The sequence below is a fragment of the Methylorubrum aminovorans genome (assembly GCF_022179725.1).
Taxonomy (GTDB): domain Bacteria; phylum Pseudomonadota; class Alphaproteobacteria; order Rhizobiales; family Beijerinckiaceae; genus Methylobacterium; species Methylobacterium aminovorans.
The window spans coordinates 1-25,266 of record NZ_BPRC01000006.1; the positions used below are offsets into that span (position 1 = coordinate 1).

Annotated in this window: 19 protein-coding genes and 1 pseudogene; 10 read left to right on the forward strand and 10 right to left on the reverse strand. The window is 69.7% G+C overall.

Annotated elements, in window-relative coordinates:
• Positions 1 to 981 precede the first annotated feature (981 nt).
• The 7 genes from MFF24_RS10350 (at position 982) to MFF24_RS10380 (ending at position 9,385) form a co-directional block, all read left to right on the forward strand.
• A complete protein-coding gene (locus tag MFF24_RS10350; RefSeq protein WP_238224426.1) occupies positions 982 to 1,569 on the forward strand; it encodes a hypothetical protein in 588 nt (195 codons plus the stop codon).
• 448 nt (positions 1,570 to 2,017) lie between these two features.
• On the forward strand, positions 2,018 to 2,746 hold the full coding sequence (locus tag MFF24_RS10355) for a sigma factor-like helix-turn-helix DNA-binding protein (protein ID WP_238224427.1): 729 nt from the start codon (positions 2,018 to 2,020) through the stop codon (positions 2,744 to 2,746).
• The gene (locus MFF24_RS10360) at positions 2,743 to 3,375 is read left to right on the forward strand and encodes a hypothetical protein (RefSeq protein WP_012455887.1); all 633 of its coding nucleotides are present in this window, start codon (positions 2,743 to 2,745) and stop codon (positions 3,373 to 3,375) included. Before MFF24_RS10355 ends, MFF24_RS10360 begins: the two co-directional genes overlap by 4 nt.
• The gene (locus MFF24_RS10365; RefSeq protein ID WP_012455886.1) at positions 3,362 to 6,793 is read left to right on the forward strand and encodes an ATP-dependent helicase; all 3,432 of its coding nucleotides are present in this window, start codon (positions 3,362 to 3,364) and stop codon (positions 6,791 to 6,793) included. The genes MFF24_RS10360 and MFF24_RS10365 overlap by 14 nt, the downstream gene beginning before the upstream one ends.
• Positions 6,794 to 6,937: 144 nt before the next feature.
• On the forward strand, positions 6,938 to 7,651 hold the full coding sequence (locus tag MFF24_RS10370) for a multiubiquitin domain-containing protein (RefSeq protein WP_003596987.1): 714 nt from the start codon (positions 6,938 to 6,940) through the stop codon (positions 7,649 to 7,651).
• Position 7,652: 1 nt separating this feature from the next.
• Positions 7,653 to 9,047, forward strand: coding sequence for a ThiF family adenylyltransferase (locus MFF24_RS10375; RefSeq protein ID WP_003596986.1), 1,395 nt, complete (start codon positions 7,653 to 7,655; stop codon positions 9,045 to 9,047).
• A complete protein-coding gene (locus MFF24_RS10380; protein ID WP_003596985.1) occupies positions 9,047 to 9,385 on the forward strand; it encodes a ubiquitination-like system serine protease family protein in 339 nt (112 codons plus the stop codon). Before MFF24_RS10375 ends, MFF24_RS10380 begins: the two co-directional genes overlap by 1 nt.
• 375 nt (positions 9,386 to 9,760) lie before the next feature.
• On the opposite strand, the gene MFF24_RS10385 is transcribed toward MFF24_RS10380, so the two are convergent.
• The 8 genes from MFF24_RS10385 to MFF24_RS10420 form a co-directional block, all read right to left on the reverse strand.
• On the reverse strand, positions 9,761 to 10,240 hold the full coding sequence (locus MFF24_RS10385; protein WP_003596984.1) for a hypothetical protein: 480 nt from the start codon (positions 10,238 to 10,240) through the stop codon (positions 9,761 to 9,763).
• A 227-nt stretch (positions 10,241 to 10,467) separates the two neighbouring features.
• Complete coding sequence (locus MFF24_RS10390; RefSeq protein ID WP_003596983.1) at positions 10,468 to 12,867, reverse strand: heavy metal translocating P-type ATPase; 2,400 nt, start codon at positions 12,865 to 12,867, stop codon at positions 10,468 to 10,470.
• Between the two features lie 148 nt (positions 12,868 to 13,015).
• Positions 13,016 to 13,393, reverse strand: a complete 378-nt coding sequence (copM, locus tag MFF24_RS10395) for a CopM family metallochaperone (RefSeq protein WP_003596982.1) — start codon at positions 13,391 to 13,393, stop codon at positions 13,016 to 13,018.
• Positions 13,394 to 13,484: 91 nt separating this feature from the next.
• Positions 13,485 to 13,727 carry a hypothetical protein gene (locus tag MFF24_RS10400; protein WP_003596981.1) on the reverse strand — a complete coding sequence of 81 codons (243 nt, stop codon included), beginning with the start codon at positions 13,725 to 13,727 and terminating at the stop codon, positions 13,485 to 13,487.
• A gap of 159 nt (positions 13,728 to 13,886) precedes the next feature.
• Entirely contained in the window at positions 13,887 to 14,252 is a 366-nt protein-coding gene (locus MFF24_RS10405) for a hypothetical protein (RefSeq protein WP_003596978.1), read from the reverse strand.
• Positions 14,253 to 14,270: 18 nt separating this feature from the next.
• Entirely contained in the window at positions 14,271 to 17,420 is a 3,150-nt protein-coding gene (locus MFF24_RS10410; RefSeq protein WP_003596977.1) for an efflux RND transporter permease subunit, read from the reverse strand.
• A gap of 12 nt (positions 17,421 to 17,432) precedes the next feature.
• Positions 17,433 to 19,172, reverse strand: a complete 1,740-nt coding sequence (locus MFF24_RS10415; protein ID WP_012455885.1) for an efflux RND transporter periplasmic adaptor subunit — start codon at positions 19,170 to 19,172, stop codon at positions 17,433 to 17,435.
• A gap of 85 nt (positions 19,173 to 19,257) precedes the next feature.
• Entirely contained in the window at positions 19,258 to 19,707 is a 450-nt protein-coding gene (locus tag MFF24_RS10420; protein ID WP_238224428.1) for a hypothetical protein, read from the reverse strand.
• 888 nt (positions 19,708 to 20,595) lie between these two features.
• Between MFF24_RS10420 and MFF24_RS10425 the strand changes: the two genes are divergently transcribed.
• The 3 genes and pseudogenes from MFF24_RS10425 (at position 20,596) to MFF24_RS10445 (ending at position 23,305) form a co-directional block, all read left to right on the forward strand.
• Positions 20,596 to 21,960, forward strand: a complete 1,365-nt coding sequence (locus MFF24_RS10425) for an efflux RND transporter periplasmic adaptor subunit (protein WP_238224429.1) — start codon at positions 20,596 to 20,598, stop codon at positions 21,958 to 21,960.
• Between the two features lie 12 nt (positions 21,961 to 21,972).
• Positions 21,973 to 22,891, forward strand: a pseudogene (locus tag MFF24_RS29050) (efflux RND transporter permease subunit).
• Between the two features lie 90 nt (positions 22,892 to 22,981).
• On the forward strand, positions 22,982 to 23,305 hold the full coding sequence (locus MFF24_RS10445; protein WP_003596966.1) for a YnfA family protein: 324 nt from the start codon (positions 22,982 to 22,984) through the stop codon (positions 23,303 to 23,305).
• A 127-nt stretch (positions 23,306 to 23,432) separates the two neighbouring features.
• Here MFF24_RS10445 and MFF24_RS10450 read toward each other — a convergent pair whose 3' ends face one another.
• Positions 23,433 to 24,155: a cytochrome c biogenesis CcdA family protein gene (locus MFF24_RS10450; protein ID WP_003596964.1), complete on the reverse strand. Its 723-nt coding sequence runs from the start codon at positions 24,153 to 24,155 to the stop codon at positions 23,433 to 23,435.
• A 36-nt stretch (positions 24,156 to 24,191) separates the two neighbouring features.
• On the reverse strand, positions 24,192 to 25,259 hold the full coding sequence (locus MFF24_RS10455; RefSeq protein ID WP_012455884.1) for a L,D-transpeptidase family protein: 1,068 nt from the start codon (positions 25,257 to 25,259) through the stop codon (positions 24,192 to 24,194).
• Positions 25,260 to 25,266: the final 7 nt, after the last annotated feature.

Consider the following 25,266-nt stretch of genomic DNA (forward strand, 5'->3'; position numbering starts at 1 on the left):
CGCGCGGATCTCCATCTTGGCCAACGGCTCGCCGGAAGGCCGGATACGTTTGTGCAGACTGCCCAGACCAGCGGAACCAGAGCCACTTGCGGACGGGGCGGGCCATACGTTTGCTCTGGATTGCTCCGGTGCGGTACTAAGGGGTGGGAAAGCGGAGATATTGCGTCGGCCATTACCGGGACGGTGTCCGGCAACCACCAGGCGGAAAAAATATCCCCGCTCGGGGAAGGCATGCCCCCGGTCGACGGCCCGCAGGGCTAAGCGCGGGCCCGGCATCCACCCGGACATGACGCTTTCGCGCGGCACCGGCCGCTCCGGAGACGGCTATGTACCACCGTCGCCCAGGCCGCCTCGATACTTGGGCCGGATGGGACCGGCGGCCGACTCAACCCACATCGCGCACCATGGGCCGCCCCGCTTCCGACACGCGGATCGCCCTTGAGGTCGGCGCGGCGGTGCCAAGCCTGCCCGCGGTTTCCTCCACCCGCCAGCGAAGGATTGCCGGAGCAGGGGCAAGGATTGCGTCGTTGCTCCTTCCGTCGCCTCTTTGATCGGGCATTCTGTATAAGTGACTGCCTGGATTGAGCTTTTTCATATTTCAAGATCAAATCCGAAAGAATAGGCTATTCAATCCTTGGAATGCTTCGACGCCACTCTGATATCCTGCTTCAATCGAGCATCATCTCGCGATCATGCCAGATCGCAGGCCGATCCTGCAGTAAAAGGCGGTGGTCAGACTTGACTCCCAGGGCCGTGCTCGCGGTACAAGGCGCTGCCCGGGCCGCGTCGGCCCGAGCCGACCAGGAGTAAGGGAATGAAAGTTCCGGAACCGCCGTCGCGCAGGTAGGCGTGTGCGGGTAGCCGCCCACACACGCCTCCTTGCGATCCATCGACCGGGGTGCGCCCTCACGAGGCCAAAGGCACCCCGGTCAGCAACCCCGAACCGCCGAGGGCGGAAACGGGCGCTTCGGCGCATGGGCAGTGGATTCGCATCTCCCACCGCCCTTGGCAAGAGTCCCCGTTCCGCTCCGGCTCGAACGACGCCAGCCGCCAGGCATCGACCGGCTGTGCGTCGCCAGCGCGGAGCTGTCATTGAACACGAAGCATGATCGAGATCCCGCACGCGAAGCGCGGGAGACGCCCGGTGACGCGGGCGCGTCGGCCGTCGGCCCGGGGGTGCCCGAACCCTTGTATCCGCCGACGAAGATTGCCGGGGCCGACCTGATGGTCGTCGGCCTCGCCTACCGGTCCGACGAGTGGATCGAGTTCCTGGATGGCGAGGATTCCGGCGGCCGTTTCGAGGTCGCCGCAGTGGTCGACCCCGTCGACCTGCGCCAGATCGAAGCGATGGTGGCGGGGCGGACCTTCCGTCTGGCGGCGGTCGACCAGGAGCTCGCCATGGGCACGTCCCTGGCTGTCCAACTCGCCTTCTTCGGGCCCCCGTCGGTCAAGGTCCTGCCGCCGCCGTCGGAGCGCAAAAGGCTGGTTGGCTCCAAGGCGCGGCGCCCACCCGAAAGGCCTTGGGTCCACACCCTCGGCGGTCCGCGGGAGCCAAGTCCGCGACGGTAGGAGACCGCGTGTCGGGAGGGCGCCGGTTTGCGCCCTCCCGTGCATGAGGCGGACGCCTCACGGTCGCGCTCGGGGAAGAGAGTTGCCGCCGTGCCCCCGCGCCTCGGATGAGCCTGATGTGGATGGGGGAAGCGACTACTCCGCCGAGCCGGCCCGCGACACCTTGAGCGCCCATCATCGGCTGAGTCTTGTGCCGACGATGCGAGGCCCGCCGTCTCGAACCCGCGGTCCCCGCCGGAGCGGGTATGCCGCTCCTCGACATCCCAAGGCGATTGAGTTCATGGCGGCGCGCAAGATCCCCAAGCCATTGCACAACCGTGTCGGCGCTGCCGAATTTCGGCCACTCTAAGTGGCCACGTGAGCTGGGTGATCCCCGTTTCCATGGCTTGATCCCGACTTCGCGATGGCTCCCCCGCTCAACCGACGAACCAAGAAGGGAGAGTCGTATGTGCGCCCCCCTTCGATAGAAGCCGCCCTCGACCGATTGGCCGCCCTCGACCTGGATGGGATCGTGCGTGAGGCACGGGCGGAGGACCCCAAGGCGCCCGGCTACGTCGAGAGCGAATGCTTGGTCCATCTGCTGCGTTCGACACGCCACGACAACACGGACACCCGTTTCCAGAGACTGTTCGAGGTGTTGATCGAGAGGGTCGAGCGCTCCCTGAAGGGCTCGATCCGGACCAGCCGCCGCTACGACGCGGAGGAGTTGCGGACCGAGGTCGTCAACCGCCTCGTCGATCTCCTCGTCGAGGACAGGCAGTCTCCGGGCATCAAGCTGGATTTCTTCGAGGTGCGGTTCGCCCGCGCCATGACCGCCTTGCGCATCGGCGTGCTGCGGCGTTCCGAAAGCCGGGCGGAGGGGACCGACCACATCGAAGACATGGGCGACGGTGAAGGTGATGCCGTCCCGGCCCTGACGAACCGTATCAGCCAAGCCTTCGCCGCCGACGGGTCCGAACAGGAAAAAGAACATTTCCGGAACGAGCTGCTTCGCGCGATCGACCGTCTGCCACCCCTTCAGCGGGAAGCCGTAGCCCTCTTCCTCGAAGGCCACCGCATCGAGGGAGGGGACACGGAGACCATAGCGAAGCTTTGCGGCGTCTCGGACCGGGCGGTACGTTATCGCCTCAGGAATGCGTACGAGACGCTGCGTCGGGAACTCGGAGAGAGACGATGACGACCAGCCCCTCGCACCGCGCGCAGGAAATCCTCCTGACCTTCGCGGCGGAAGGCGAACCCACCCCGAAGCGGTTGGAGGCCTTTACGAAGGAGTACCCGGACCTCCGCCGCGAGCTCACCGACCTTGCGGTCGAGTTGGTGCTGGAACCCTCGCGGCCGGTCCCCGCGGCTGACGCCGCGACGGCGCGCACCGTGTCGTCGGCATGGGCTCGCTTCCAGGCAGGCATCGCCAGCCCCCCGGCGAAGTCCCGGGCCGGCGCGGTGGTCGAGCCTTCGCCGGACGTCTTCGCGGGCTTCGCCGGCCCGTCATTCCCACGGCTCGCGGCCCGGCTCGGAGTGACACCCGCCTTCCTGATCAAGGTCCGGGATGGCCTTATCGAGGCCGCGTCCTTCCCCAAGGCGCTGGCCAGGGACATCGCGGACGAGGTCGGGCATGGCGTCGACACGGTCATCGCCCTGTTGGAGCGCCCCGCATCCATGCCGGCCGGAACGATGGCCAAGGCCGACGGCAAGCCGGAGGTCGGCGTGAAGCAGACTTTCGAGGAGGCGGTGGCGAGCTCGGGCCTGACGGCGGATCAACGGCGGCGTCTGCTCGCGATGGCAGAGGCCGAACGTGGATCCGATTGAGGCGGGGCGGAAGCAGGCCGCCCGCATCCATGCCGAGATGGTCGCCGAGGGAGCCGATCCCTGGCAGCCGTTCGACCTTGCCGTGCGGGCCATTGAGGGCCACGGCCTCTGGCACCAGCCCGTCCACGCGGGCGACGTCTCCCTGAACGGAGGCCGGGCACGGCTCGACCCGAAGTCGAAGGGCATCCTGTACGGCGAGACGGGCACCCCCGGAGGCGATGCGCTCCTGCTCGGACATGAGCTCGGGCACGTGGTGATGCACGGCGGGACCGCTCCCGTCGTCACTACGCATACCGACCCGAGCCGATCCTCCGAGAGCGGCATCGCCGTCGAGCGGCTGGCCGACTACGGGCGTGGGGAGCGCCGCGAGGTCCAGGCCGACCTGTTCGCGCGCGAACTGGTGCTGCCGCGAGCCGTCGCGCGTCGCCATCACCAAGACGGGATGAGCGTCGCCGACATCGCCGGGCGGCTCGGCATCTGCCCGGACGTGGTGACCCAGCAACTGCTGGACGCGCTACTGCTTCCCGTCGTGCCGGACGCCGCCCCCGCCCCCGCGGCCACGATGCGGCCGGACCCGAGCCAGGATGCGGCGGTCGCCCATCGTGGCGGCCCCTACCTGCTCCAGGCGGGGCCCGGGACGGGCAAGACCCGCACGTTGGTCAGAAGGATCGAGAGCCTCGTCGACGAGGGGATCGACCCGAACGGAATCCTCGTCCTGACCTTCTCGAACAAGGCGGCGGCCGAGCTGATGGATCGGCTCGCCCTGTCGCGGCCCGAGGCGGCCGCCTCGGTCTGGACGGGCACCTTCCACGCGTTCGGGCTGGACGTGATCCGCCGCTTCCACGAACGCCTCGGACGAAGCGCGAGCCCGAAGCTCGTCGACAAGCCCACGGCCATCACGATGCTGGAGGGGGTTCTGGCGAGCCTGCCGCTGGCGCATTACCGGGACCTCTGGGACCCGGTGCAGGATCTCTCGAACATCCTCTCGGCCATTTCCCGCGCCAAGGACGAACTCGTCGACCACGTGCGCTACCGTGAATTGGCCGATGCGATGCAGCGTGCCGCCACGGACGACGCGACGCGCCTGAGGGCGGCGCGGGCGCATGAGGAAGCCATCGTCTACGAGGCTTACGAGAGGCTGCTCTCGGAGGCCGATGCCCTCGATTTCGGTGACCTCGTCATGAGGCCCGTGCGACTTGCGGCCGAGCATCCCGACGTGGCCAAGGCGCTGTCGCTCCGCCATCGCCACCTGCTCGTCGACGAGTACCAGGACGTCAACCTCGCCACCGTGCGCTTGATCCGGGCGCTGGCGGCCGACGAGGGCGAGCGGCTGTGGGTCGTCGGCGACGCCCGCCAATCGATCTACCGGTTCCGGGGCGCCACCTCGGCCAGCATGGCCGCGTTCCGGGCGCACTATCCCGGGGCGACCCTCGGGGCGCTCGACGTCAACTACCGGTCGCGCAAGGAGATCATCGACACCTTCACGAGCTTCGCCGCGAGCGTCGACGCCTTCCGCCCGCTCGGCGCGCTCGGCCTAGCCCCCGACAGGGGGGCGTCCGGCCTCAAACCGGTGCTGCACGACGCCGGCACCCCCGACGACGAGGTCGCGCTGGTGGCCGCCTCCGCGGCGCAGGCGAAGGCTGCGGGGGTGGACTACCGCGAACAGGCGGTCCTGTGCACGACCAACGACCGCCTCGCGGAGTTCGCCGCAGGCCTGATCGCCCGGGACGTACCGGTCCTCTACCTCGGGCCGCTGTTCGAACGGCCGGAGGTGAAGGAGCTGCTCTGCCTGCTCGCACTCTTCCACGATCCCCGCGCCGCAACGCTCGTCCGCGTCGCCACGATGCCGGGGTTCGAGATGGAGCTCGGCGACGTCGCCGCGGTCGCCGCCCATCTGAGGGACGCTTCAGGGCCGCCCCTCGACTGGCTGGCCGCCGCCGACGCCATCCCCGGCCTCGGCCCCTCGGCGACGGCGCCGCTGCGGCGCCTGCGAGAGGTCTGCGGGGGCTTCGCGGATCGGACGCCTCCGTGGCGCATCGCGAGCGCGCTGGTGCTGGACCGGCTCGGCATCGGCCGGAGGATCGCGGCCTCAGGTACCCTGCCCGAACGGATGGCGGGCATTGCGATCTGGCAATTCCTGAACTTCCTGCGGTCATTGCCGGTCGAGGGTCAGTTCCCGACCTTCGAGGCGCTCCGCCGGATCAAGAGGCTGGTCGTCCTCGGCGAGGAGAAATCGCTCAGGCACGTCCCGGACGCCGCCCTCGAACTGGACGCGGTGCGCATCATGACGATCCACGCCTGCAAGGGCTTGGAGTTCCAGCTCGTCCATGCGCCCGGCATGATCAAGACGGGCCTGCCGCGAACGGCCAAGCCGCCGCCTTGCCCGCCGCCGGACGCGCTGATCGAGGGCAGCGACGGCCTCACCGGCCCGCAGGCCTGCCTGACGGGCCACGAAGAGCAGGAGGCCTGCCTCTTCTTCGTCCTGCTCTCCCGCGCGCGAGACGACCTGCGCCTCTACCGGTCCACCATGATGGCCGGCGGGACCAAGAAGCGGAACCCGTCCGACTACAACGCCCGGATCGCCGCCACGCTGGGCCGGCCGCCCGCACTCGTCCGGCTCCCGTCGCCTCCGCCGCCATCCGGCCCGGCCGCCGTTCCCATCACATGGGAGACGCCGTTCGCGCTCGACCACCAGCACCTCGATTCCTACGGGAAATGCGGGCTGCGCTTCCTCTACACCTACCTGCTCGGCCTGGGCGGACGCCGCGACGAGACGCCGTACATGCGGATGCACAACGCCGTGGCGGAGACGGTCCGTTGGCTCGACCGCAACTTCGACGCCGGGCGCGCTGAGCCGGAGGGCTTCGGCGAGGCCTTCGCCGCGGCCTGGACCGAGCACGGCCCGGTCGACCACGGGCACGCCGAGGCTTACAGGACCATCGCGGACGAGATGCTGCGGTTCCTCCTCGGCCTGCGTGACGAGGAAGGCAGGCTGCCTCCCGAGGCCTTGAGCCTGGCCGTTGCGGGAGGAAGCGTCCTTTCCAGGGCGCACGACGTGGTCCGCAACGCGGACGGACGCCTCGTCGTGCGCCGCGTCGCGACGAGGAAGGCACCGTCGGCGCTGCTGAAGGAGATCGAGTACATCGTCCTGGATGCCGCGGCGGAGGTGACGTTCGGCGAACCCGTTGTGGTCGAGGCGGTGCATCTCACCGGCGGCAGCCGGCAACCGGTGGAGATCCCGCCGAAGAAGCGGGACGAGCTTCGTGCCGCCGTCGTCGCTCACATGTCCGGCATCGGGGCGGGACTGTTCGCCCCGAGCGTGGGATCCCGCTGCCCGCGCTGCCCGCATCACTTCGCCTGCCCCGGCCTTCCCGGCGGCTCGGCGGTGGTGCGGCGACCCCTGGCGTGGGGCCGGTAGCGCGGCCCGGAGCCCCTAACAGACTGCTCGGCCCGCGGCCGAAAAAAACTTGGCCCGGCCGTTTCCGGCTTGGCCGGCCCCTTTCGATCAACCCCTCGACGGGCCGGGAAGGATGGCTTCCCGGGATGATCGAAAGGCAACGGGATGAACACCAACGAGAACCACGGCCACCACGACGACGACGCCCCCCGCACGGACGAGGACGGCGTCCGCGCGGTCAAGGTCTACGGCTTCCGCATCGACAAGAAGAGCTACGAGAACCCGCTGCCGGACCTCACCGGCCGAGACCTGCTCGTTATCGCGGGCAAGGCGCACCCGGATCGCTGGAAGATTTTCCAGAAGGTCGGCGCCCAGTTGAAGCGCATCGGCCTCGACGAGGTCGTGCACGTGAGCGACAGCGGCGAGGAGCGCTTCGTCACCCTGCCGCTCGACCAGACGGAGGGGGAGCAGCCGCTCCCCCGCCGCCGGGATTTCGCGCTTCCCGAAGGCGACGAGGAGACGCTCGACGCGGCCGGCCACCGCTGGGAGGCGATCCAGGAGGCGGGCGCCACCCGCGTCGTCGTCCGCGACTATCCCGTCCGCACCGGGTACGCCCCGGCCAAGGCGGACCTGATGCTGCGCCTGCTGCCGGGGTATCCCTCGACTCAGATCGACATGTTCTACTTCCACCCCCCGCTCGCCCGGGCCGACGGGGTTCCGATCCGCGCCCTGGTCGGGGACACCTTCGAGGGCAAGCACTGGCAGGGTTGGTCGCGTCACCGCACCGGCGAGAACCCCTGGCGCCCGGACGTCGACGACATCGGCACGCACCTCGCGCTGGTCGAGCATTGCCTCGCCAAGGAAGTGGGGGCCGCCTGACATGCGCACCACCCTCGCCCTGACCGGCGCGCAACACGCCGCGCTTTGCGCCCACCTCTTCCCCGGCGACGGCCGCGAGGCGGTCGCCCTGATGCTCTGCGGGCGCGCCGCCTCGCCCGGACGGACGAAATTCGTCGTGAACCGGATCGTCCCGATCCCGCACCATGCCTGCGAGCGCACCGACAGGCGCGTGACTTGGCCGACCGCCTACCTGGAGCCCCTGCTCGCGGAGGCGGCGAAGCGCGGCATGGCCGTGGCCAAGGTCCACAGCCATCCGGGCGGCGACCTGCGCTTCAGCGAGGTGGACGACGCCGCGGATGCCGACCTGTTCGGCGGGGTCCATGCCTGGGTCGACGACGGCCAGCCGCACCTCAGCGCGGTGATGGTCCCGGACGGGACGATGATCGCCCGGGCCCATGGCGAGGACGGCACGCACGCGCCGCTCGACCACGTCGGCGTCGTCGGCGATGACCTCCGCTTCCACCGGCCCCCCGTTCACGCCGCCCAGGCCGTTCCCGAGTTCGCGCGGCGGCACGCCCAAGCCTTCGGACGCGCGACGTTCGAGGCGATGCGGCACCTCCGCGTCGGGGTCGTGGGGTGCTCCGGGACCGGCGGTCCGGTCGTTGACCAGATCGCCCGCCTCGGCGTCGGCGAGATCGTGCTGGTCGACCCCGACCTGGTCGAGGACAAGAACCTCAACCGCATCGTCAACACGACGCTCGCCGACGTGGGTCGGCCGAAGGTGGAGGTTCTGGCGGCCTTCGTCGAACGCCTCGGGCTCGGTGCGAGGGTGGAGGCCTTTCCCTGCGACCTGTCCCGACCGGACGCGCTCAGGGCCGTTTCGACCTGCGACGTCGTGTTCGGGTGCATGGACGGGGTCGAGGGCCGCGACCTGCTGAATCGCCTCGCGACGTTCTACGTCCTGGCCTACCTGGACATCGGGGTGATGCTCGACGCCGATGGCGAGGGTGGCATCGACCAGATCTGCGGGTCGGTCCACTACCTGCAGCCGGGGCGCTCCAGCCTCCGGGGACGCGGTCTCTACACGGACGGGATGCTTGAGGCCGAAAGCCTGAGGAGGCAGGACCCCGCGGCCTACGAGGACCGCCTCGCGCGCGGCTACATCCGCGGCGTGCCGCAGGAGCGGCCGGCCGTGGGTGCGGTGAACGGCCTGTTCTCCAGCCTCGCGGTGGTCGAGTTGCTGCTGAGGTTGCATCCGTCGCGGCTCGACCCGAACGGCGATTTCGCCGTCCAGACCCTAAGCCTGACGGCCGGGTTCTGGCAGTTCGCGCCGGAAGAGGGCACGGACGACGCGCTCGCGCGATACCTCGGTCGAGGCGACATGAGGCCGTTCCTGAACCGACCGCATCTCGACATGCTCATGAGGGCGGCGTGATGGCGGGACTTCCCGTTACGCTGCTCCGGGCGTCCCTGTCCTGGGTCGCCCGCCGCCTCGGGCGTCACACCGTGGATTTCGTCGACGAGGAGCCCGATACGCCCGCGCCTCGCACGGTCTACGTCGTGGGTGAGGATGGCCATCAGTGGTTCGCGGCCTTCGGGTGCCCGTGCGGCTGCGGCGAGACGATCAAGCTCTCGCTCGTTCCCGGCGACCGGCCGGGCTGGCGCATCCGCCGACACTGGGACGGGACCGCGTCGCTGACGCCGAGCGTCTGGCGTCAAGTGGGATGCCAGAGTCACTTCTGGCTGAGGAAGGGCCGGACCGACTGGTGCTGACCGCCTTCGCCCGCCGCGGCGCCGGTTCCGCCGACGCCGAACCTGTCGCCTCCGGAGCGGGGAGGATTCCGCCGCGGTGAACGGAGGTGAGGTCGACCCGGAGCTAGGTCGCCGCTGGCCGGACTGGGGTGAATTCCGGACATGGGGCCGTTCAGGAGGCCCTCGTTGCGACGAACGGTGCCGCTTGGAGGCCGTTGCCTCGGCCATATCACGCCGGAAAAATTGACCGGCGGAGGGATGTCGCTTCCATCGTTGCGGTCCGGACCAAGCCGAGGGCCGGATAAGCGCCGCCCGCCCGAACGCGTGATCCCCGGCCGTCGGCGGCAGGACGAACTCTGAACGGGGCGGCGCACGTGCGCCGCCCCGTCGAAGCCGTTAGGCCAGGGCAGCGGCCCACTTCGTAGGATCGGGTGACTTGTTCTTGTAGATCGTCCCGCCGAAATCCACGTGAAGCTCGGCCCACGCCCCGCCAGCCTGGCGCGCGAGAACTTCGAAGTGCTTCGGCTTGCGGCGAAGGTCCCCCGACGGGGTCCAGCCCGCGGCCTTCACCGCCTCCAGCACGCGCGATGGGTCGGCCGGCATGTCCGGTCGCTTATCGCCAGGCGGGTGACAAGGCTTCTTATGCTGGATGTGCACGGGTTCCCGGCTCTCGGCTGCGATCCGCGTCACCTTGATCTCGGACGGGCGACGCTCGCCCTCGATGTCCACATGCAGGCCCGCCACGAGCGGGAAGGCCTCCGCTCCCTTAGGGCCGAGATCGGCCAGATGCGTCCCGCCGCCGGCCTCCACCGTGAAGCGATGGGCAAAAACGTGCTGAATGACCCCCGAGAGGGCCGTCGTGTCGTGGTGCGGCATGATCTTCTCCGTAGGGCGCCCATCCGCAGGCGCGGCCCGTCAGGTGGCCTGGCCTCACACGCCGTTCAAGATTGACCCCGGCCGGTGCGAGCGAGGGGACGATCACCTTTCTGTGCTTCGTCCCGAGGCCGCGGGGGCCCGTGCGCGGCTCACATGCCGGGTCTGCGGACCCATGGTGCTGCCGCGATCATGCTCACGCGCAGACCCTGCTCGGCCGACACGTAGCCTCAAGGATCGAGCCGGGCCGTCCGCAGGCGCAGGGCGTTGCCGATGACGCTGACCGAGGACAGCGCCATGGCAGCGGCGGCGATGACGGGCGAGAGCAGGATACCCAGGAACGGGTACAGCACCCCGGCCGCGACCGGCACGCCGGCGGCGTTGTAGACGAAGGCGAAGAACAGGTTCTGGCGGATGTTGCCCATCACCGCCTTCGAAAGGCGCCGCGCCCGCACGATCCCCATCAAGTCGCCCTTGAGCAGCGTCAGGCCGGCGCTCTCGATGGCCACGTCCGTGCCGGTGCCCATCGCGATGCCGACGTCCGCCGCGGCGAGCGCGGGGGCGTCGTTGACGCCGTCGCCCGCCATGGCGACCACCTGCCCGGCCGCCTTGTAGCGCTCGACCACGGCGGCCTTCCGGTCGGGCAGCACCTCCGCCTCGACCTCCTCGATGCCGAGGCGGCGGGCGACGGCCTCGGCGGTGGTGCGGTTGTCGCCGGTCAGCATCACCACCCGGATGCCCTCGGTCCGGAGCGCCGCCAGCGCCTCCGCGGTCGTCGCCTTGACGGGGTCGGCGATGGCGATGACGCCCGCCACCCGTCCGTCGACGGCGGCGAAGATCGCGGTCGCGCCGTCTCGCCTCAGTTCGTCCGCCCCTGCCGCATATGCCGACACGTCCACGCCATGCTCGCGCAGGAAGGCCGCGTTGCCGAGCGCAACCCGGCGCCCCTCCACGGTGCCGAACGCGCCCTTGCCGGTCGGGCTTTCGAAGTCGGCGACGGCGGCGGTCGCGACGCCGCGCTCCTCCGCGGCCCGCACGACCGCCGTGGCCAGCGGGTGCTCGCTCGCCCGCTCGACGCTCGCCGCGAGGCGCAGCACCGTAGCCTCATCGAAGCTAGCTGAAGGCACGATCCGGGTGACCGCCGGCTTGCCCTCGGTCAGCGTGCCTGTCTTGTCGACCAGGAGGGTGCCCACCCGCTCCATGCGCTCCAGGGCCTCGGCGTTCTTGACCAGGACGCCGGCCCCGGCACCCCGTCCGACGCCGACCATGATGGACATCGGCGTGGCGAGCCCGAGCGCGCAGGGGCAGGCAATGATGAGCACCGCGACGGCGGCCAAGAGCGCGAAGGTGAAGCGCGGCTCCGGCCCGAAGACCATCCAGGCGAGGAACGCGAGGACCGCCACGCCGATGACGGCGGGCACGAACCAGCCGGCCACTTGGTCGGCGAGGCGCTGGATGGGTGCGCGCGAGCGCTGGGCCTCGGCCACCATCTGGACGATGCGGGCCAGCATGGTGTCGCGCCCGACCTTCGTGGCCTCGATCACGAGGGCCCCGGACTGGTTCAGGCTGCCGCCGACCACGGGGGCGCCCGCCGCCTTGGTGACCGGCATCGATTCCCCCGTCACCAGGCTCTCGTCCACCGAGCTCCGCCCCTCGGCGACGAAGCCGTCGACCGGCACCTTCTCGCCCGGGCGCACCCGCAACCGGTCGCCGGCCGCGATGGCGTCGAGGGACGTCTCTTCCTCGGAGCCGTCCGGTCGAATGCGGTGGGCCGTCTTCGGCGTCAGGTCGAGCAGGGCACGGATCGCGCCGCCGGTGCTCTCGCGGGCGCGAAGTTCCAGTACCTGCCCGAGGAGCACCAGAACCGTGATGACGGCCGCCGCCTCGAAGTAGGCAGGCACGGCCCCGCCATGCCCGCGCAGGGCCTGCGGGAACAGGCCCGGGGCAGCTGTGGCGACGACGCTGTAGAGGAAGGCGCAGCCCGTCCCCAGCGAAACCAGCGTGAACATGTTGAGGTTGCGCGAGACCACGGAACGATAGCCACGCACGAAGAACGGCCAGCCCGCCCAGAGCACCACAGGCGCGGCGAGCACGAACTGTATCCAGTTCGAGGTTTGCTGCCCGAGGCGTTCCGCCAGCCCGAACAGGTGGCCACCCATCTCCAGGACGAAGACGGGGAGCGTCAGCACGAGCCCGACCCGAAAGCGTCGGGTCATGTCGACCAACTCCTCGCTGGGGCCGGTGTCGGCGCCGACCACGGCCGGCTCAAGCGCCATCCCGCAGATGGGGCAGCCTCCCGGGCCGACCTGCCGCACCTCCGGGTGCATCGGGCAGGTGTAGATCGTACCCTCCGGCACCGGCTCCACCCTCGCCTGCCCCGGATCGAGGTAGCGGACCGGATCGGCCTCGAACTTGGTCCGGCATCCGTTCGAGCAGAAGTAGTACGGGTGCCCGGCGTGCTCGGCCCGATGCTTCGCGGCGTGCGGATCGACCGTCATCCCGCAGACGGGATCCTTGACCGTCCCGGTGCCGGAAGCCTGGGTCTCGTGATCACCGTGCCCAAGTTGCGCATGGTCGTGCCCGGCATGATGGCCGTGGCGCTCGTGCGAGGGGGGGACGCTATGCGGCATGACCTGGCTCCCGTGGGTTCGCATCGCCTTCGGTCACCGGCTTCCGGTGACGGGAAGCAGGCCGAGGCTGTCCAAGGACGTCGAACAGGTGACGGGGACGGCGGGCGTCCCCGTCGGGATGGGTGCCCCGGATCGGGGCGCGGCCGACCTACTTGGCGTGCTGCTTCAGCCACGCCTCCATCTCGCCGATCTCCTTCTCCTGGTCGTCGATGATCTTCTGGGCCATAGCCTTGGTGGACGGGTCCTTGGCGTGCTTCAGGGCAACCCTGGCCATCGCGACCGCGCCCTTGTGGTGCGGAATCATGTGGGTGCGGAAATCGACGTCCGGGTTGCCGGTGTAAGCGACGGCCATGTCCTTCATCATGGCCATGTCGGCGGCCTTGAAGTCCTTGGTCGAGGCGTCGTCCTTCGGGTCCGGCTTCATGGAGGACATCGAACCGTGGTCCTTCATGTCCTGCGCGTGGGCGGTACCGGCCAAACCGAGACCGAGAATGGCGGCGATGGCGAGCGTGTTCGGGATTTTCATGGTCGTTACCTTTTTCGATGGCGTGGGATGCCGTCGCGCCGGAACGGACGTCCGCTCCGGCGCGACGGGGCGTCGTGAGGCGCGGCGGCGTTCAGTGACCGTGGGGAGGCTTGGTGGCCGTTCCGTCGGAACGTCCGTGGTCCATCCGCTCGCCGGACTTCGCGGGGGCCGTGTCCCCGAGACGCATGTCGTGGGCAGGCCCTCCCGCCGTGCCGCCGCGGCTCGGCGTGGGCTGCGTCTGCTGCTCGGCGTTCGCGTTGCCCTGGTCGTCGGCGAAGGCGGGCGATGCCGCACCGAAGGCCATCAGAAGGGTGGCGAGAGCGGCGATTTTCATGTGGTGAACTCCTTGGCTCATTGAGGTTGGCCGGTCGCCGGCGTGCAGCTCGTCGACCGATGGCTCCGGCACGGGCACCCGCCTCGGGCGGCTCCCCCTGCATCCCTGCGTGGGATCTTCAGGCCCCCTTCCGGTCGCGCTCGCGACAGGGGGCGATGTTCAGTCGAACTTGCCGCTGGCCGTGGCACCGTCGGGCGCGGTGAGCTGCACGGCGCCCTTCGGGCTGTCCCCGAGCGCCACCGGGGCCGTCCCTGTCAGTCGGTTGCCGTCGGCCGGCTGCAGGGGGACCCGGGTCGGCTTGCCGCCGACGACGAGGATGGCCGTGCCCTTGAAGCCCGTGGCCGGCACCGGCTTCTGGCCGCCGTCCGACAGGAAGACGTCGACGGTCTCGCCCTTGGTAGCGAGCTCGACGTGGAACTTCCCGGCGTCGGCTACCCGGCCGCCGTGCTGGCCGGCGCTTTCGTGGGCGTACGCCGCGGTCGCCGCCATCAGGCCGGCGACGAGGGTCAGTCTGTGCAGGATCATGCTGGTTCTCCTCGGGGGTCAGTAGGCCTCGGCCGGGCGCGGTCGCGCGCCGTCCGGGGACGGGTCGGCCGGCGCCTCGGCGTGCAGGGCGTGCAGCCGCTCCAGCGGCTTGCGGCCGAAGCGCAGGAACAGGACGGGGGTCAGGAAGGTGTCGAGCAGCGTCGCGCTGACGAGGCCGCCGAAGATCGTCACCGCCACCGGGTGCAGGATCTCCTTGCCCGGGCTCGCGGCGTCGTAGAGCAGCGGCACCAGCGCCACGCCCGCCGAGAGCGCCGTCATCAGCACCGGGGTCAGCCGCTCCAGGCTGCCGCGCACCACGAGGTCGGGCCCGAACGGCATACCCTCGTGCAGTGACAGGTTCAGGTAGTGGCTGATCTTCAGGATGCCGTTGCGGGCGGCGATGCCGGTCAGCGTGATGAAGCCGATCATCGACGCCACCGAGAGCGGCTGCCCCACCAGCCAGAGCGCGGCCACCGAGCCGATCAGGGCGAGCGGCACGTTGCCCATGATGATGAGCGCCAGGGCGGCCGAGCGGTAGCGGCTGAACAGGATGGCGAAGACCAGGGCCAGAGAGAGCGCCGAGAGCGCCGCGATGGTCCGGCTCGCCTCCTCCTGCGCCTGGAAAGTGCCTTCCAGGCTGGTGAAGAAGCCGGGCGGCATCGGCTCCTTCGCCACCGCCTCGCGGATGGCGGCCACGACGGTCGCCATGTCGGTGCCGGCCGTGGTGTTGGCCTGCACCACGATGCGGCGCCGGGCGTTCTCGCGCAGGATCTGGTTCGGCCCGTCGGTCTCGCGGATGTCGGCGACCTGGCGCGCCGGCACCCAGCCCGAGGGCGTCTCCAGGAGGAGGTCGCCCAGCCCCGTCGTCGTCCGGCGGTTCTCGGCGAGGCGCAATACCACGTCGAAGCGGCGCACGCCGTCGACGACCGTCGAGACCACCCGACCGTTGGAGAGGCGGCTGATCTGCTCGACGACGGCCGCGGGCTGGACGCCGTAAAGGGCCGCCCGGGTGTAGTCGACGCGCACCTCAAGCTGCGGGATGCGCACCTGCCGCTCGACTTGCAGGTCCGCGAGACCCGGGATCGAGGCCATGCGGTCGCGCAGGGAGTTCGCGACCCGCCGCAGGGCGTCGAGGTCGTCGCCGAACACCTTGAGCGCGATCTCGGCCCGCACGCCCGAGAGCATGTGGTCGAGCCTGTGCGAGATCGGCTGGCCGACGTTGACCGCCACCGGAAGGGCGGCGAGGCGCCCGCGGATGTCGGCGACCAGCGCCTCCTTCGGACGCTTCGTACCTTCGTCGAGCGCCACGTCGATCTCGGAGGAGTGGACGCCCTCGGCGTGCTCGTCGAGTTCGGCCCGACCGGTCCGGCGGCCCACCGCCTTCACGCCCGGGATGTCCAGGAGCAGCTTCTCGGCGATCAGCCCGACCCGGTTGCTCTCGGCGAGCGAGATGCCCGGGTTGAAGGTCATGCTGACCGTGAACGAGCCCTCGTTGAACGGAGGCAGGAAGGCCCGGGGCAGGTTCCAGGCGGCGACGCCCGCGGCGGCGACCGCCACGGCGACGCTTCCGACGAGCCAGCCCTTGTGCCGGAAGGCGACCCGCAGCAGGGCGGCGTTGCCCCGCTTGAGCAGCTTGAGGAAGCGGCTGTCGTGCTCCTCAAGGTTCCTGAGCCCCGGGAGCAGCAGCGACGCCAGCACCGGCGTCAGGGTGATGGAGGTGAGCAGGCTCGCCAGGATGGAGATGATGTAGGCCTGCCCCAGGGGTGCGAAGAGCCGGCCCTCGATGCCCGAGAGGGCGAAGAGCGGCACGAACACCAGGATGATGATCAGCGTCGCGTAGACGATGCCGGAGCGCACCTCGTTCGAGGCCTCCACCACCACCTGGAACACGCTCTTCGGGTTGCCGGCCTTTCGGTTCTCGCCGAGCCGCCGGTAGATGTTCTCGACATCGACCACCGCGTCGTCGACGAGCTCGCCGATGGCGATGGCCAGGCCCCCGAGCGTCATCGTGTTGATGGACAGCCCGAACAGGTGGAACACCACCGCGGTCGTCAGCACCGAGACCGGGATGGCGAGCAGCGAGATCGCCGTGGTGCGCACGTTCAGCAGGAAGGCGAACAGCACCACCGCCACGACCAGCACGGCCTCGACGAGGACGCGCTCGACGTTGCGGATCGAGGTCTCGATGAAGTCTGCCTGCCGGAACAGCACTTGGTCGGCCTTGATGCCGCCGGGCAGGTTCGGGTTGAGTTCCTTCAGTGCGGTCTCGATGCTGCGGGTCAGCCGCACGGTGTCGACGTCGGGTTGTTTCTCGACCGAGACGATGACCGCTGGCTTGGCCATGTAGCCGGCGTCGCCCCGCTTCACCTTCGCGGCAAAGGACACCTCCCCGACCTGGCGCAGGTATACAGGCGTGTCGGCGACCGTCGCGACCACGAGGTTGCGCAGGTCGTCGAGGCTCATGGTCCGGCCGATGCTCCGGATCAGGTACTCGCGGGCGTTCTGATCGGTGAAGCCGCCGCCGGCGTTGGTGCCGAACTGCGCCAGCGCCGTCTCCAGCTGGGCATTGGTCACCCCGAGCGCGCGCATCGCCGCTGGGTTGGGGCTGACCCGGAACTGGCGCACCTCGCCGCCGATGGGGATGACCTGCGCCACGCCCGGAATGGTCAGCAGGCGCGGCCGGATGGTGAAGTCGGCGACCTCGCGCACCTGCATGGGGGTCGCGGTCTCGCTGGTGACCGCCACCAGCAGGATCTGGCCCATGATCGAGGAGACAGGGCCCATCACAGGGGTGACGCCGCGGGGCAGCTGGTCCTGGACGAGGGACAGGCGCTCCGCGACCTGCTGCCGGTTCCGATAGATGTCGGTCCCCCAGTCGAACTCGACGTAGGTGATGGACAGGCCCACGCCCGAGACCGAGCGCACGCGGGTCACGCCGGGGAGACCGTTCATCCGGGTCTCGATGGGATAAGTGACGAGTTGCTCGACCTCCTGGGGGGCGTACCCTTCCGCCTCCGTCATGACCGTGACGGTGGGTCTGTTGAGGTCGGGAAAGACGTCGACCGGCAGCTTGGTCGCGGTGAAGGCGCCGTACAGTACCAGCACCGCGGCGAGCGCGAGGACGAGCAGGCGGTTGCGGACCGACTGGCTGACGAGGAAGGTGAACATCGGGCGGCCTCCTCAGCGAACCTGGTCGAGGAGTTCGGCGCCCTGGGTCACGACCCGCTTACCGGACCCGATCCCCTCGGCCACGAGCACCCGGCCGCCGTCGAGCGGCTCGACCCGAACGGGCCGCGCCTCGAAGCGCTCGGCGGTGGTGTGCTCGTAGACGACGTCCTGCCCGTTGCCGGTGCGCACCACGGCAGAGCGCGGCAGCGCCAGGCCGGCCTGCTCGGTGTCGGTCCCGGCCAGCACCGTGACGAACTGGCCGACCCGCAGGCCGGAGGCGTCGCCCTGGACCGCGAACTGGACCGGTATGGCCTGGTTGCGGTCGGCGAGCCCCGTGCCCTGGTAGGCGAGCTTCAGGGTCCGTCCGTCGGCGAGACGGGCCGTAGCGTTCTGCGCCGCGGTCAGAGCGTCGAAGCTGAGGGCCTCGACCCAGAGGCGGTTTGGATCGACGATCTGGAAGACCATGGCGCCGGGCGCCGCCATCTGCCCGGCCACTGCGGTCGCCTGCGCCACCACGCCGTCGACGGGCGAGACCAGGGCCTCGGGCTGCTGGCGGATCTTGTCGAGGGCCGCGCGGCGGTCGTGCAGGCCATTGAGCTCCGCGACCGCGTCGTCGAGCTGGGTCGTGGCGACGGCGCCGGTCGTGGCGAGCTTCCGGTAGCGCTCGACCCGGCGCTCGACGATGGCGATCTGCTGGTCGAGTTCGCCCTGGCGCTGGCGCATGTCGGAGACGTCGACGGCCTGGACCGGCGGCGTCACCGTGGCGAGCACGTCGCCCTTGCGAACCTTCGTGCCGAGGCGAGGGAAGACGCCGGACGGCGGTGGCGAGATCCGTCCGCCGACCGAGGACTGGACGACGCCGCTGGCGTTCGGGTCCGGGATGATGCGGCCCGGCAACTCGACCGAGCGGTGGAAGCTGCCCTGCTCGGTCATGATGGTGCGCAGGACCAGCAGCCGTTGCGTCGGCTTCGGCACGAAGACGGAGCCGTCGGGCAGGCGCTGCGCGAGGTCCGACGAGGCCGGCGTCGTCTGGCGCGGCTCGATCAGGGCGGCGCCCTCAACGGTTGAGCCGTGGTCCTCGTCGCCGTGCGCGAAGGCGGCGGTGCCGAGGACGAGGGTGATGCCGATGGCGACCAGCGCCACCGCCGGCGCGCCACGGCGCCCGCGTGCGAGCGCCGTCACGAGCACGCCGAGCAGGAAGGCGACGGCGACCGCGGCCACCAGGGCCGGGTCCTTGGCCATCAGCCGTTCCCTGATGCCGTGGGCGACCTCGGAGACGCGCGCCAGGGCAGCCTGAGCCGGGGCCGGCTTGGCAGGCGCCGCGGCCGCGGCGACCTTCGGGTCGGGCACTGTGACCGCCACGGTCAGCACATCGACCGCGTCCCCGGCCGTGACGGTCGCGAGGAGCTCGTGCCGGCCGGGCTTCGACAGCCACGGGACCGGCAGCGCGTAGCCGCCGTCGGTCGTGGCGGTCGCGACCCTGGGACCGTCCGGCGTCTCGACCTCGATGGTCGCGCCGGGCACCGGCTCGTTCGTCCGGAAGCGGTCGAGGAACAGCGTCAGGGTGCCGTCGCGCGGGACGGCGACGAGTTCGAAGGCGTCCGAAAGCGCCTCGCCGCGCGGCGCGATGGTCTTCGAGAGGGGCGGCGGCACGGCGCCGTGGTCGTGGCCCTCGTGGGCAAGCGCAGGCCCCGTTAGGACGGCAGCAAGCAGCGCCACCACGCCATAGGCGGCGGCAAAACGGGTCGACATGAATAGGAATCCTCGCGTCGGGAAGTCCGGACGGCGCCGATAGCGGGCGCATTCCGGGCGTCGCGCGCCTCAGGCGCGCCCTACTTCACGCGAGGGTTCGTGGGGGCTCGGGCAGGGCCTCGGGGTCGACGCCTGAACGGGCATCGACGTCGTGCGGGATCAGCACGACGTTCCCAGACAGGGGCCTGGAAAGCGACGCGGCGCCGGCGACGACGCCGGACGGGCAGCATACCATCGTCCCGCAGCATGAGCCCCTGCAGCCGACAGGGCAGCATCTCCCACCGGCATCGTCAGCCTGCAGCGAAGACAGCGGCTCGGCTGCCGGGGATTGTCCGTCGAGCGCAAGCCGGGTTTCGGCAGGGCCACCGACGATGCGGGACGGGAGGGTAATCGGCCTCGTCGCGACGGGAGGCGCTGCGTTCGCCTGAGTCGTTGATTGATGACGACCGTGGTGGGCATGGCCGTCGTGGGCTTGGACGGCAGACGGCGCGACGTAGGCGATGATCGCGAGGATCACCACCGCCGTCAGGCGCATGATTTGCCGGTCGAGGCTTATGAGGTCTGGCTTACACCGATTTCGGTGGCGGGACCATGTCCGCATGTGAAACGAAAATGGGGGGATGAAGGTTTGGTTGCCGCTGCGGCATTTCAAGCTGCCGCGAGCAGCGGCTCAGCCGGATCCGCGGCCACGGACACGAGATCGGCCCGCAAATTGATCCCGACTTGAGCGCACGGCTCGATGGCTTGGATGGTGCAGGTGATGGGCTTGGTGCAGCCGCCGCATCCGATCTTGTAACGGAACAGGACGCGCTTTCTTTGATGACGTGCCGCGGGTAGTGGGGCTTCCCGATTTGGGAGGGTCGGGGCGTGATGGTTGTTCTTGTGCGAACAAACCAAAATCGCGCATAAGAACCTCGATGGGTGTCGGCGGTTGGCATAGGCGTTGTGCCGTGTTGCAGGAGTGGTGCGCATTCGGTGCCCGCGCGCTCTTGCTTGCCCTGGCCATGTTCATCGTTTCGACCGTTGCGGGCTCCGGCGACGATCTTGCTGATCATGGCGGCCGCTACCAAAACGCAATCGGTGTGGGGACGCTAGTCACGCCCATGCCCACCGAGGCCGGCAATCCGGGTTTGGCCTGCCGCCTCCTTTGTGGCTGCCATCAGGTGGCCCCTCTCCAAGTCTCCTCCCACGTCACGCCGTCGACGGAGTTCGCCGGCCTGGGCTTTTCCTGGGTGGCCGAGGTTCCGACCTCCGTCACTCCCGACCGACTGGCGAGACCGCCCCGCGCGTAAGGTGACGCCGCGCTCCCAAGAGCGCGTTCGCCCGGCCCACATCTCGGCGCCGGTTCGTCCATCACCTGATCCAACGGGAACGACCGTGACCGCCCAAGCAGGCCGTCCGGCGTCCTTGTCGAGCGGCCCCCATGCGCCTCCTCCTGTTCGCGGTCCTCCTGGCCACCGGCATCGCCATAGGCGCAGCCGTCCCCGCCGTCGCCCGCTTCGTCAGGGACAATCTGGCCGCCGCCGGGCTGCCGAAAGACCTGTTCACCATCACCGTGCCACCCATCACCGCCAACCACGAACCCTCGAAGGCTGGGACGCCGCCCGACGGAGATGACGACGTCAAGAAGCCGGGAACCCCCAAGGCCACGAACGGCCACGAGATCGGGAAGCACGGGTACGAGCCGGGCGAGGAGCACCCCGAGAAGGGCGCAATCCGGATGGGACCCGAGGAGGTGGCGGCGCTCAACATCTCGGTCGTGAAAGTCGAGGGCGGCACGCTCGCCCGGCACCTCCTGGTACCCGGCGCCATCACCCCCGACACCGACCGGATCGCGCGCGTCCCGGCCCGGGTCGTGGGTACCGTCACGGAGATGCGCAAGCGCCTCGGCGACCGGGTTGCCAAGGACGAGATCGTCGCCGTCCTCGAAAGCCGTGACGTCGCCGACGCCAAGAGCGAGTACCTCATCGCCTCGGTACGCGCCGAGCTGGAGAAGACCAACTTCGACCGGCAGCAGGCGCTCTGGGACAAGCGCATCTCGTCGGAGCAGGTCTACCTGCGGACCAGGGCAACCTACACGGAAGCCACCTTGCGCGTCGACCTCGCCAGCCAGAAGCTGTCCGCCCTCGGGCTGAGCGCGACCGATGTCGCAGCCGTACAGAAACGAGAAGGTGCCACCCTGAACCAATCCACCCTGCGCCGGTACGAGCTCCGCTCGTCGCTCGCCGGCCGGGTCGTCGAGCGCAAGGTCGAGGTCGGGACGACGGTCGGCGGCAAGGGCGACCCCGCCGACATCTACACCGTCGCCGACCTCTCGACCGTATGGATCGAGCTGTCGGTGCCGACACACGAGCTCGCCATGGTTCGGGAGGGCGCACCCGTAGCTGTCACCCATGCCCATGAGGCCGGCGGCCGCCATGCCGACGGCAAGGTCGTCTTCGTCAGCCCGTTCTTGAACCCGGACACCCGCTCGGCGCGGGTCATCGTCGCCCTGCCGAACCCTGACCTTGCATGGCGCCCCGGCGCCTTCGTCACTGCCGGGGTGGAGATCGCGAACGACGCGGTCGAGGTGCACGTCCCGAAGGCCGCCCTGCAGACGGTCGGGGGCGAGCGCGTCGTTTTCGTGCGCACTGAGGAGGGCTTCGAGAAGCGGGAGGTCGAGCTCGGACGCTCGGACGACGATTCCTACGAGGTCGTCTCCGGACTGAAGTCGGGCGCCACCATCGCGGTTGCCAACTCCTTCATCCTCAAGGCCGAGCTCCGCAAATCCGAAGCGGGCGACGACTGAGGGCGACCGGACCTGATCTCCCGTATCCTCGCCTTCCCCGTTCGACAGGGCTGGCTCGACTTCGTGCCCGATATCAACAGCAACCAGGTGCTGTTCAACACCGTCGCGCCCACGCTCTCGCCCTTCGATATCGAGAAGCAGGTGACCTGACCGGTCGAGACCACGCTCGCCGGCATCAAGGGTTCGGAATACATCCGTTTGCGTTCGCGTAACGACTTCTCCCAGGTCACGGCGGTCTTCGCCGACGAGGTCAAGGTCTACTTCGCCCGCCGCCAGTTGGTGGAGCGCCTAGGCGAGGCGCGCGAGGGGCGGCCGTCCGAATTCCAGCCTCATATGGGGCCGATCATGACCGGCCTCGACGAGATATTCATGTGGACCGTGCGCTACACGGCGCCCGACGCGTGGAAGGCGTCGTGTTTAGGCGAACCGGGCTGGCAATCGGACGACAGATACCTGACACCTGAGGGACTGGGGCTGAGGACGGAGCTGGAGAAGGCCGCCTACCTGCGGACCTTCCAGGAATGGATCGTCCGGCCGCAGATCAAGACCGTGCCGGGCGTGGCCAGGGTCGAGGGCAAGATGTTCGAGCCGATGGCGCCGACCGTCATCATCGCGCTCGTTGCCGCCTTCGTCCTGTCGCTGACCTTCGTGCCGGCGCTGATCGCCATCCTGAAGGACGCCATGACCGCGCTTGTTGCCCTCGCTCGGGTTCGTCCCGGTGACGCTGGCGGCGGGGACCGGCACGGAGGTCCAGAAGCCGCTCGCGACCGTGTTCATCCGCGGCTTGATCAGCGCCACCATGCTGACCCTGGTCGTACTTCCGGCCCTCTATGCGCGCTTCGGCGGCGCCCGCGCCACGGCGCCGGTCAGCCATGACGAGGACGACGGTGGCGCCGCTCTGTTCCGGCAGGTCGCCGAACAGTATCCGTGAGCACCACGCGAACCAGCGGCAGTCCTATCAGGATCGCGGACCTCGCATTGCAAGCTTGACAGACTTCAAGAGCAACGAGACCACTCAGAAATGACGACCTTCCTCGCCTATGCGGGCGCGGCCCTCGCCGAAATCGTTGGATGCTTCGCGTTCTGGGCCTGGCTGCGCCTGGACAGATCACCCCTCTGGTTGCTCCCCGGCATGGCATCGCTTGCGCTCTTCGCCTACCTGCTTACCTTAGTCGAGAGCGAGGCGGCAGGCAGGGCTTATGCGGCCTACGGAGGCATCTACATCGTGGCGGCCATCCTCTGGCTATGGGGTGCGGAAGGCTACCGTCCGGACCGATGGGACGTTACGGGCGGTGCGATCTGCCTCGTCGGCATGACGGTGATCCTGTTCGGCCCACGCCCCTGAGGCCCTCGCGGCGATGCGCGCGGCTTACCCAGGATAGTGCCGAATCTTGTTCTTCAACAAGGGTCGGCTCACGCTCGTGGCAGCCTGCAGTCGCATGCTCAACAGCACGCCTGCGGAGGACCATGCCTCAACCGATCCGCCCAAGCACGGGGAAGGCCTCCACGAGGAGGGAAGCCACGGCGCTCATGCGGTCGGTCACCATCAGCAGCCCCATCGCCACCATCACGCCCCCGCCGACGAGCTGAAGCGCACGACCGAACCAGCGTAGGGTCCGAAGGCGCGCGACGAAGCCTGACAGGAAAAGGGCCGCCGCCACGAACGGCACGCCAAGCCCGAGCGAGTAGACGGTGAGCAGGGCGACGCCCTTGCCCGCGGCCGAGGAGGCCGTGACTGCCAGGATGGCACCGAGGACGGGACCGATGCATGGGGTCCATCCGAAGGCGAAGGCCGTTCCGAGGAGATAGGCGGCGACGGGCCCCTGACCCGGCGGATCGCCGTGCCAGCGCAGCTCACGCTGCAGCCAGGCGGGCCGCAGCAGACCGGCCGTGAACAGGCCGAACAGGATCACCAGCAAGCCCGAGGCGAGGTTCAGCGCCTCGCGATGGGCGAGCAGGGCGAAGCCGAGCGCGCTCGCCCCCGCGCCGAACGCGACGAAGACGGTCGTGAACCCGAGCACGAAGCAAAGGCTCAGGCCGAGCGTGCGCAGGCTGTCGCGCTCGCCGGCGGCCGACTGCCCCGCGACGTACGACACGTAGCCCGGAACGAGGGGCAGCACGCAGGGCGATAGGAACGACACGGCGCCGGCCGCGAAGGCCGCCAGGAAGCCCACGCTTGAGGCGTCGATGGCCATCGGTTCAGCCCCGGCGGAATGATGGACGCAGGATCGTCACTCCTGACCGGCCCCGGCCGCGGCGAAGATCTTGAGAAGGCGTTGGCGCTCCGCCTCGGTCCCGCCGGGCCCCGCCGGCTTGCGTGCCGCCGCACCCCGGACCGGCTCCCGCTTGCCGGCGAGAGCAACCGGGCCCGCGGCCGGCACGGCGACCTCACGCGGCCCTGCGGCCAGAGCCTCGGGGCGGCTCACCTCGCCGAGACCGCCTCCGGCCGCGACCATGGTCTCTCGGAACGACCGGTGCTGGCCGCCGTCCTCGTACACCAGCCGGACGGCGGGCGTCCCGCTCGCCACGAGGGCGGCGACCTGCCGCTCGTCATCCGCCTGCCTCCGCGCGACCGCGCCAGCGGTGGCCTCGTCGCCGGCATCGAACACGTATCGGCCATCGGCGACGCCGACGCCCTGCTCGGCCCCCGTGACCTCGAACCGGTCGGACCCCTCCTTGAGGTTCCTCCAGAACGCGATGTTCGGGTCCTGGCGATGCCGGGCCAAGTTCTCCGGCGTCATGCGGAACGGGTAGGACTGGAACTGGACGGCGCGCTGGCCGCCCGCGAAGGCCTCCCGCACCACGGCATAGAGTTCCGAGATCACCTCGTCCGTCATCGCGAAGCAGCCCCGCGACGAGCACGAGCCGTGCACCATCAGGTGCGCGCCGGTGCGTCCCAGGGAGCGGTCGTACTCGTTCGGGTACCCGAGATTGAACGAGAGATAGAGGCTCGAATTCGGGTTCATGGACGCGGGCGTCACCGCGTAGAAGCCCTCCGGCGCCTGCCGGTCCCCCTCCCGGGTCTTGGGCCCCAGCTGACCCGACCAGCGGCACATCGCGTAGGTCTTCAGGAGGGCGTACTTGCCGTCCGTGCCGCGCTTCCAGAGCTCGATCTCGGACTCCTTCTTGTAGGCCCGCATCAGGATCGGATCCGCCGGCGAGACACCCTTGGCCGACATCAGGGCCAGGGTCGCCGGCGGGATCGGCGCGAGGTGGCGCGTCGAGGCCGCGTACTGGCCGTCCTGGCAGGCGGACAGCGCCAGGAGGAGGGCCAGACCGAGCGTTGTCGTCTTCAGCATGTCGGCC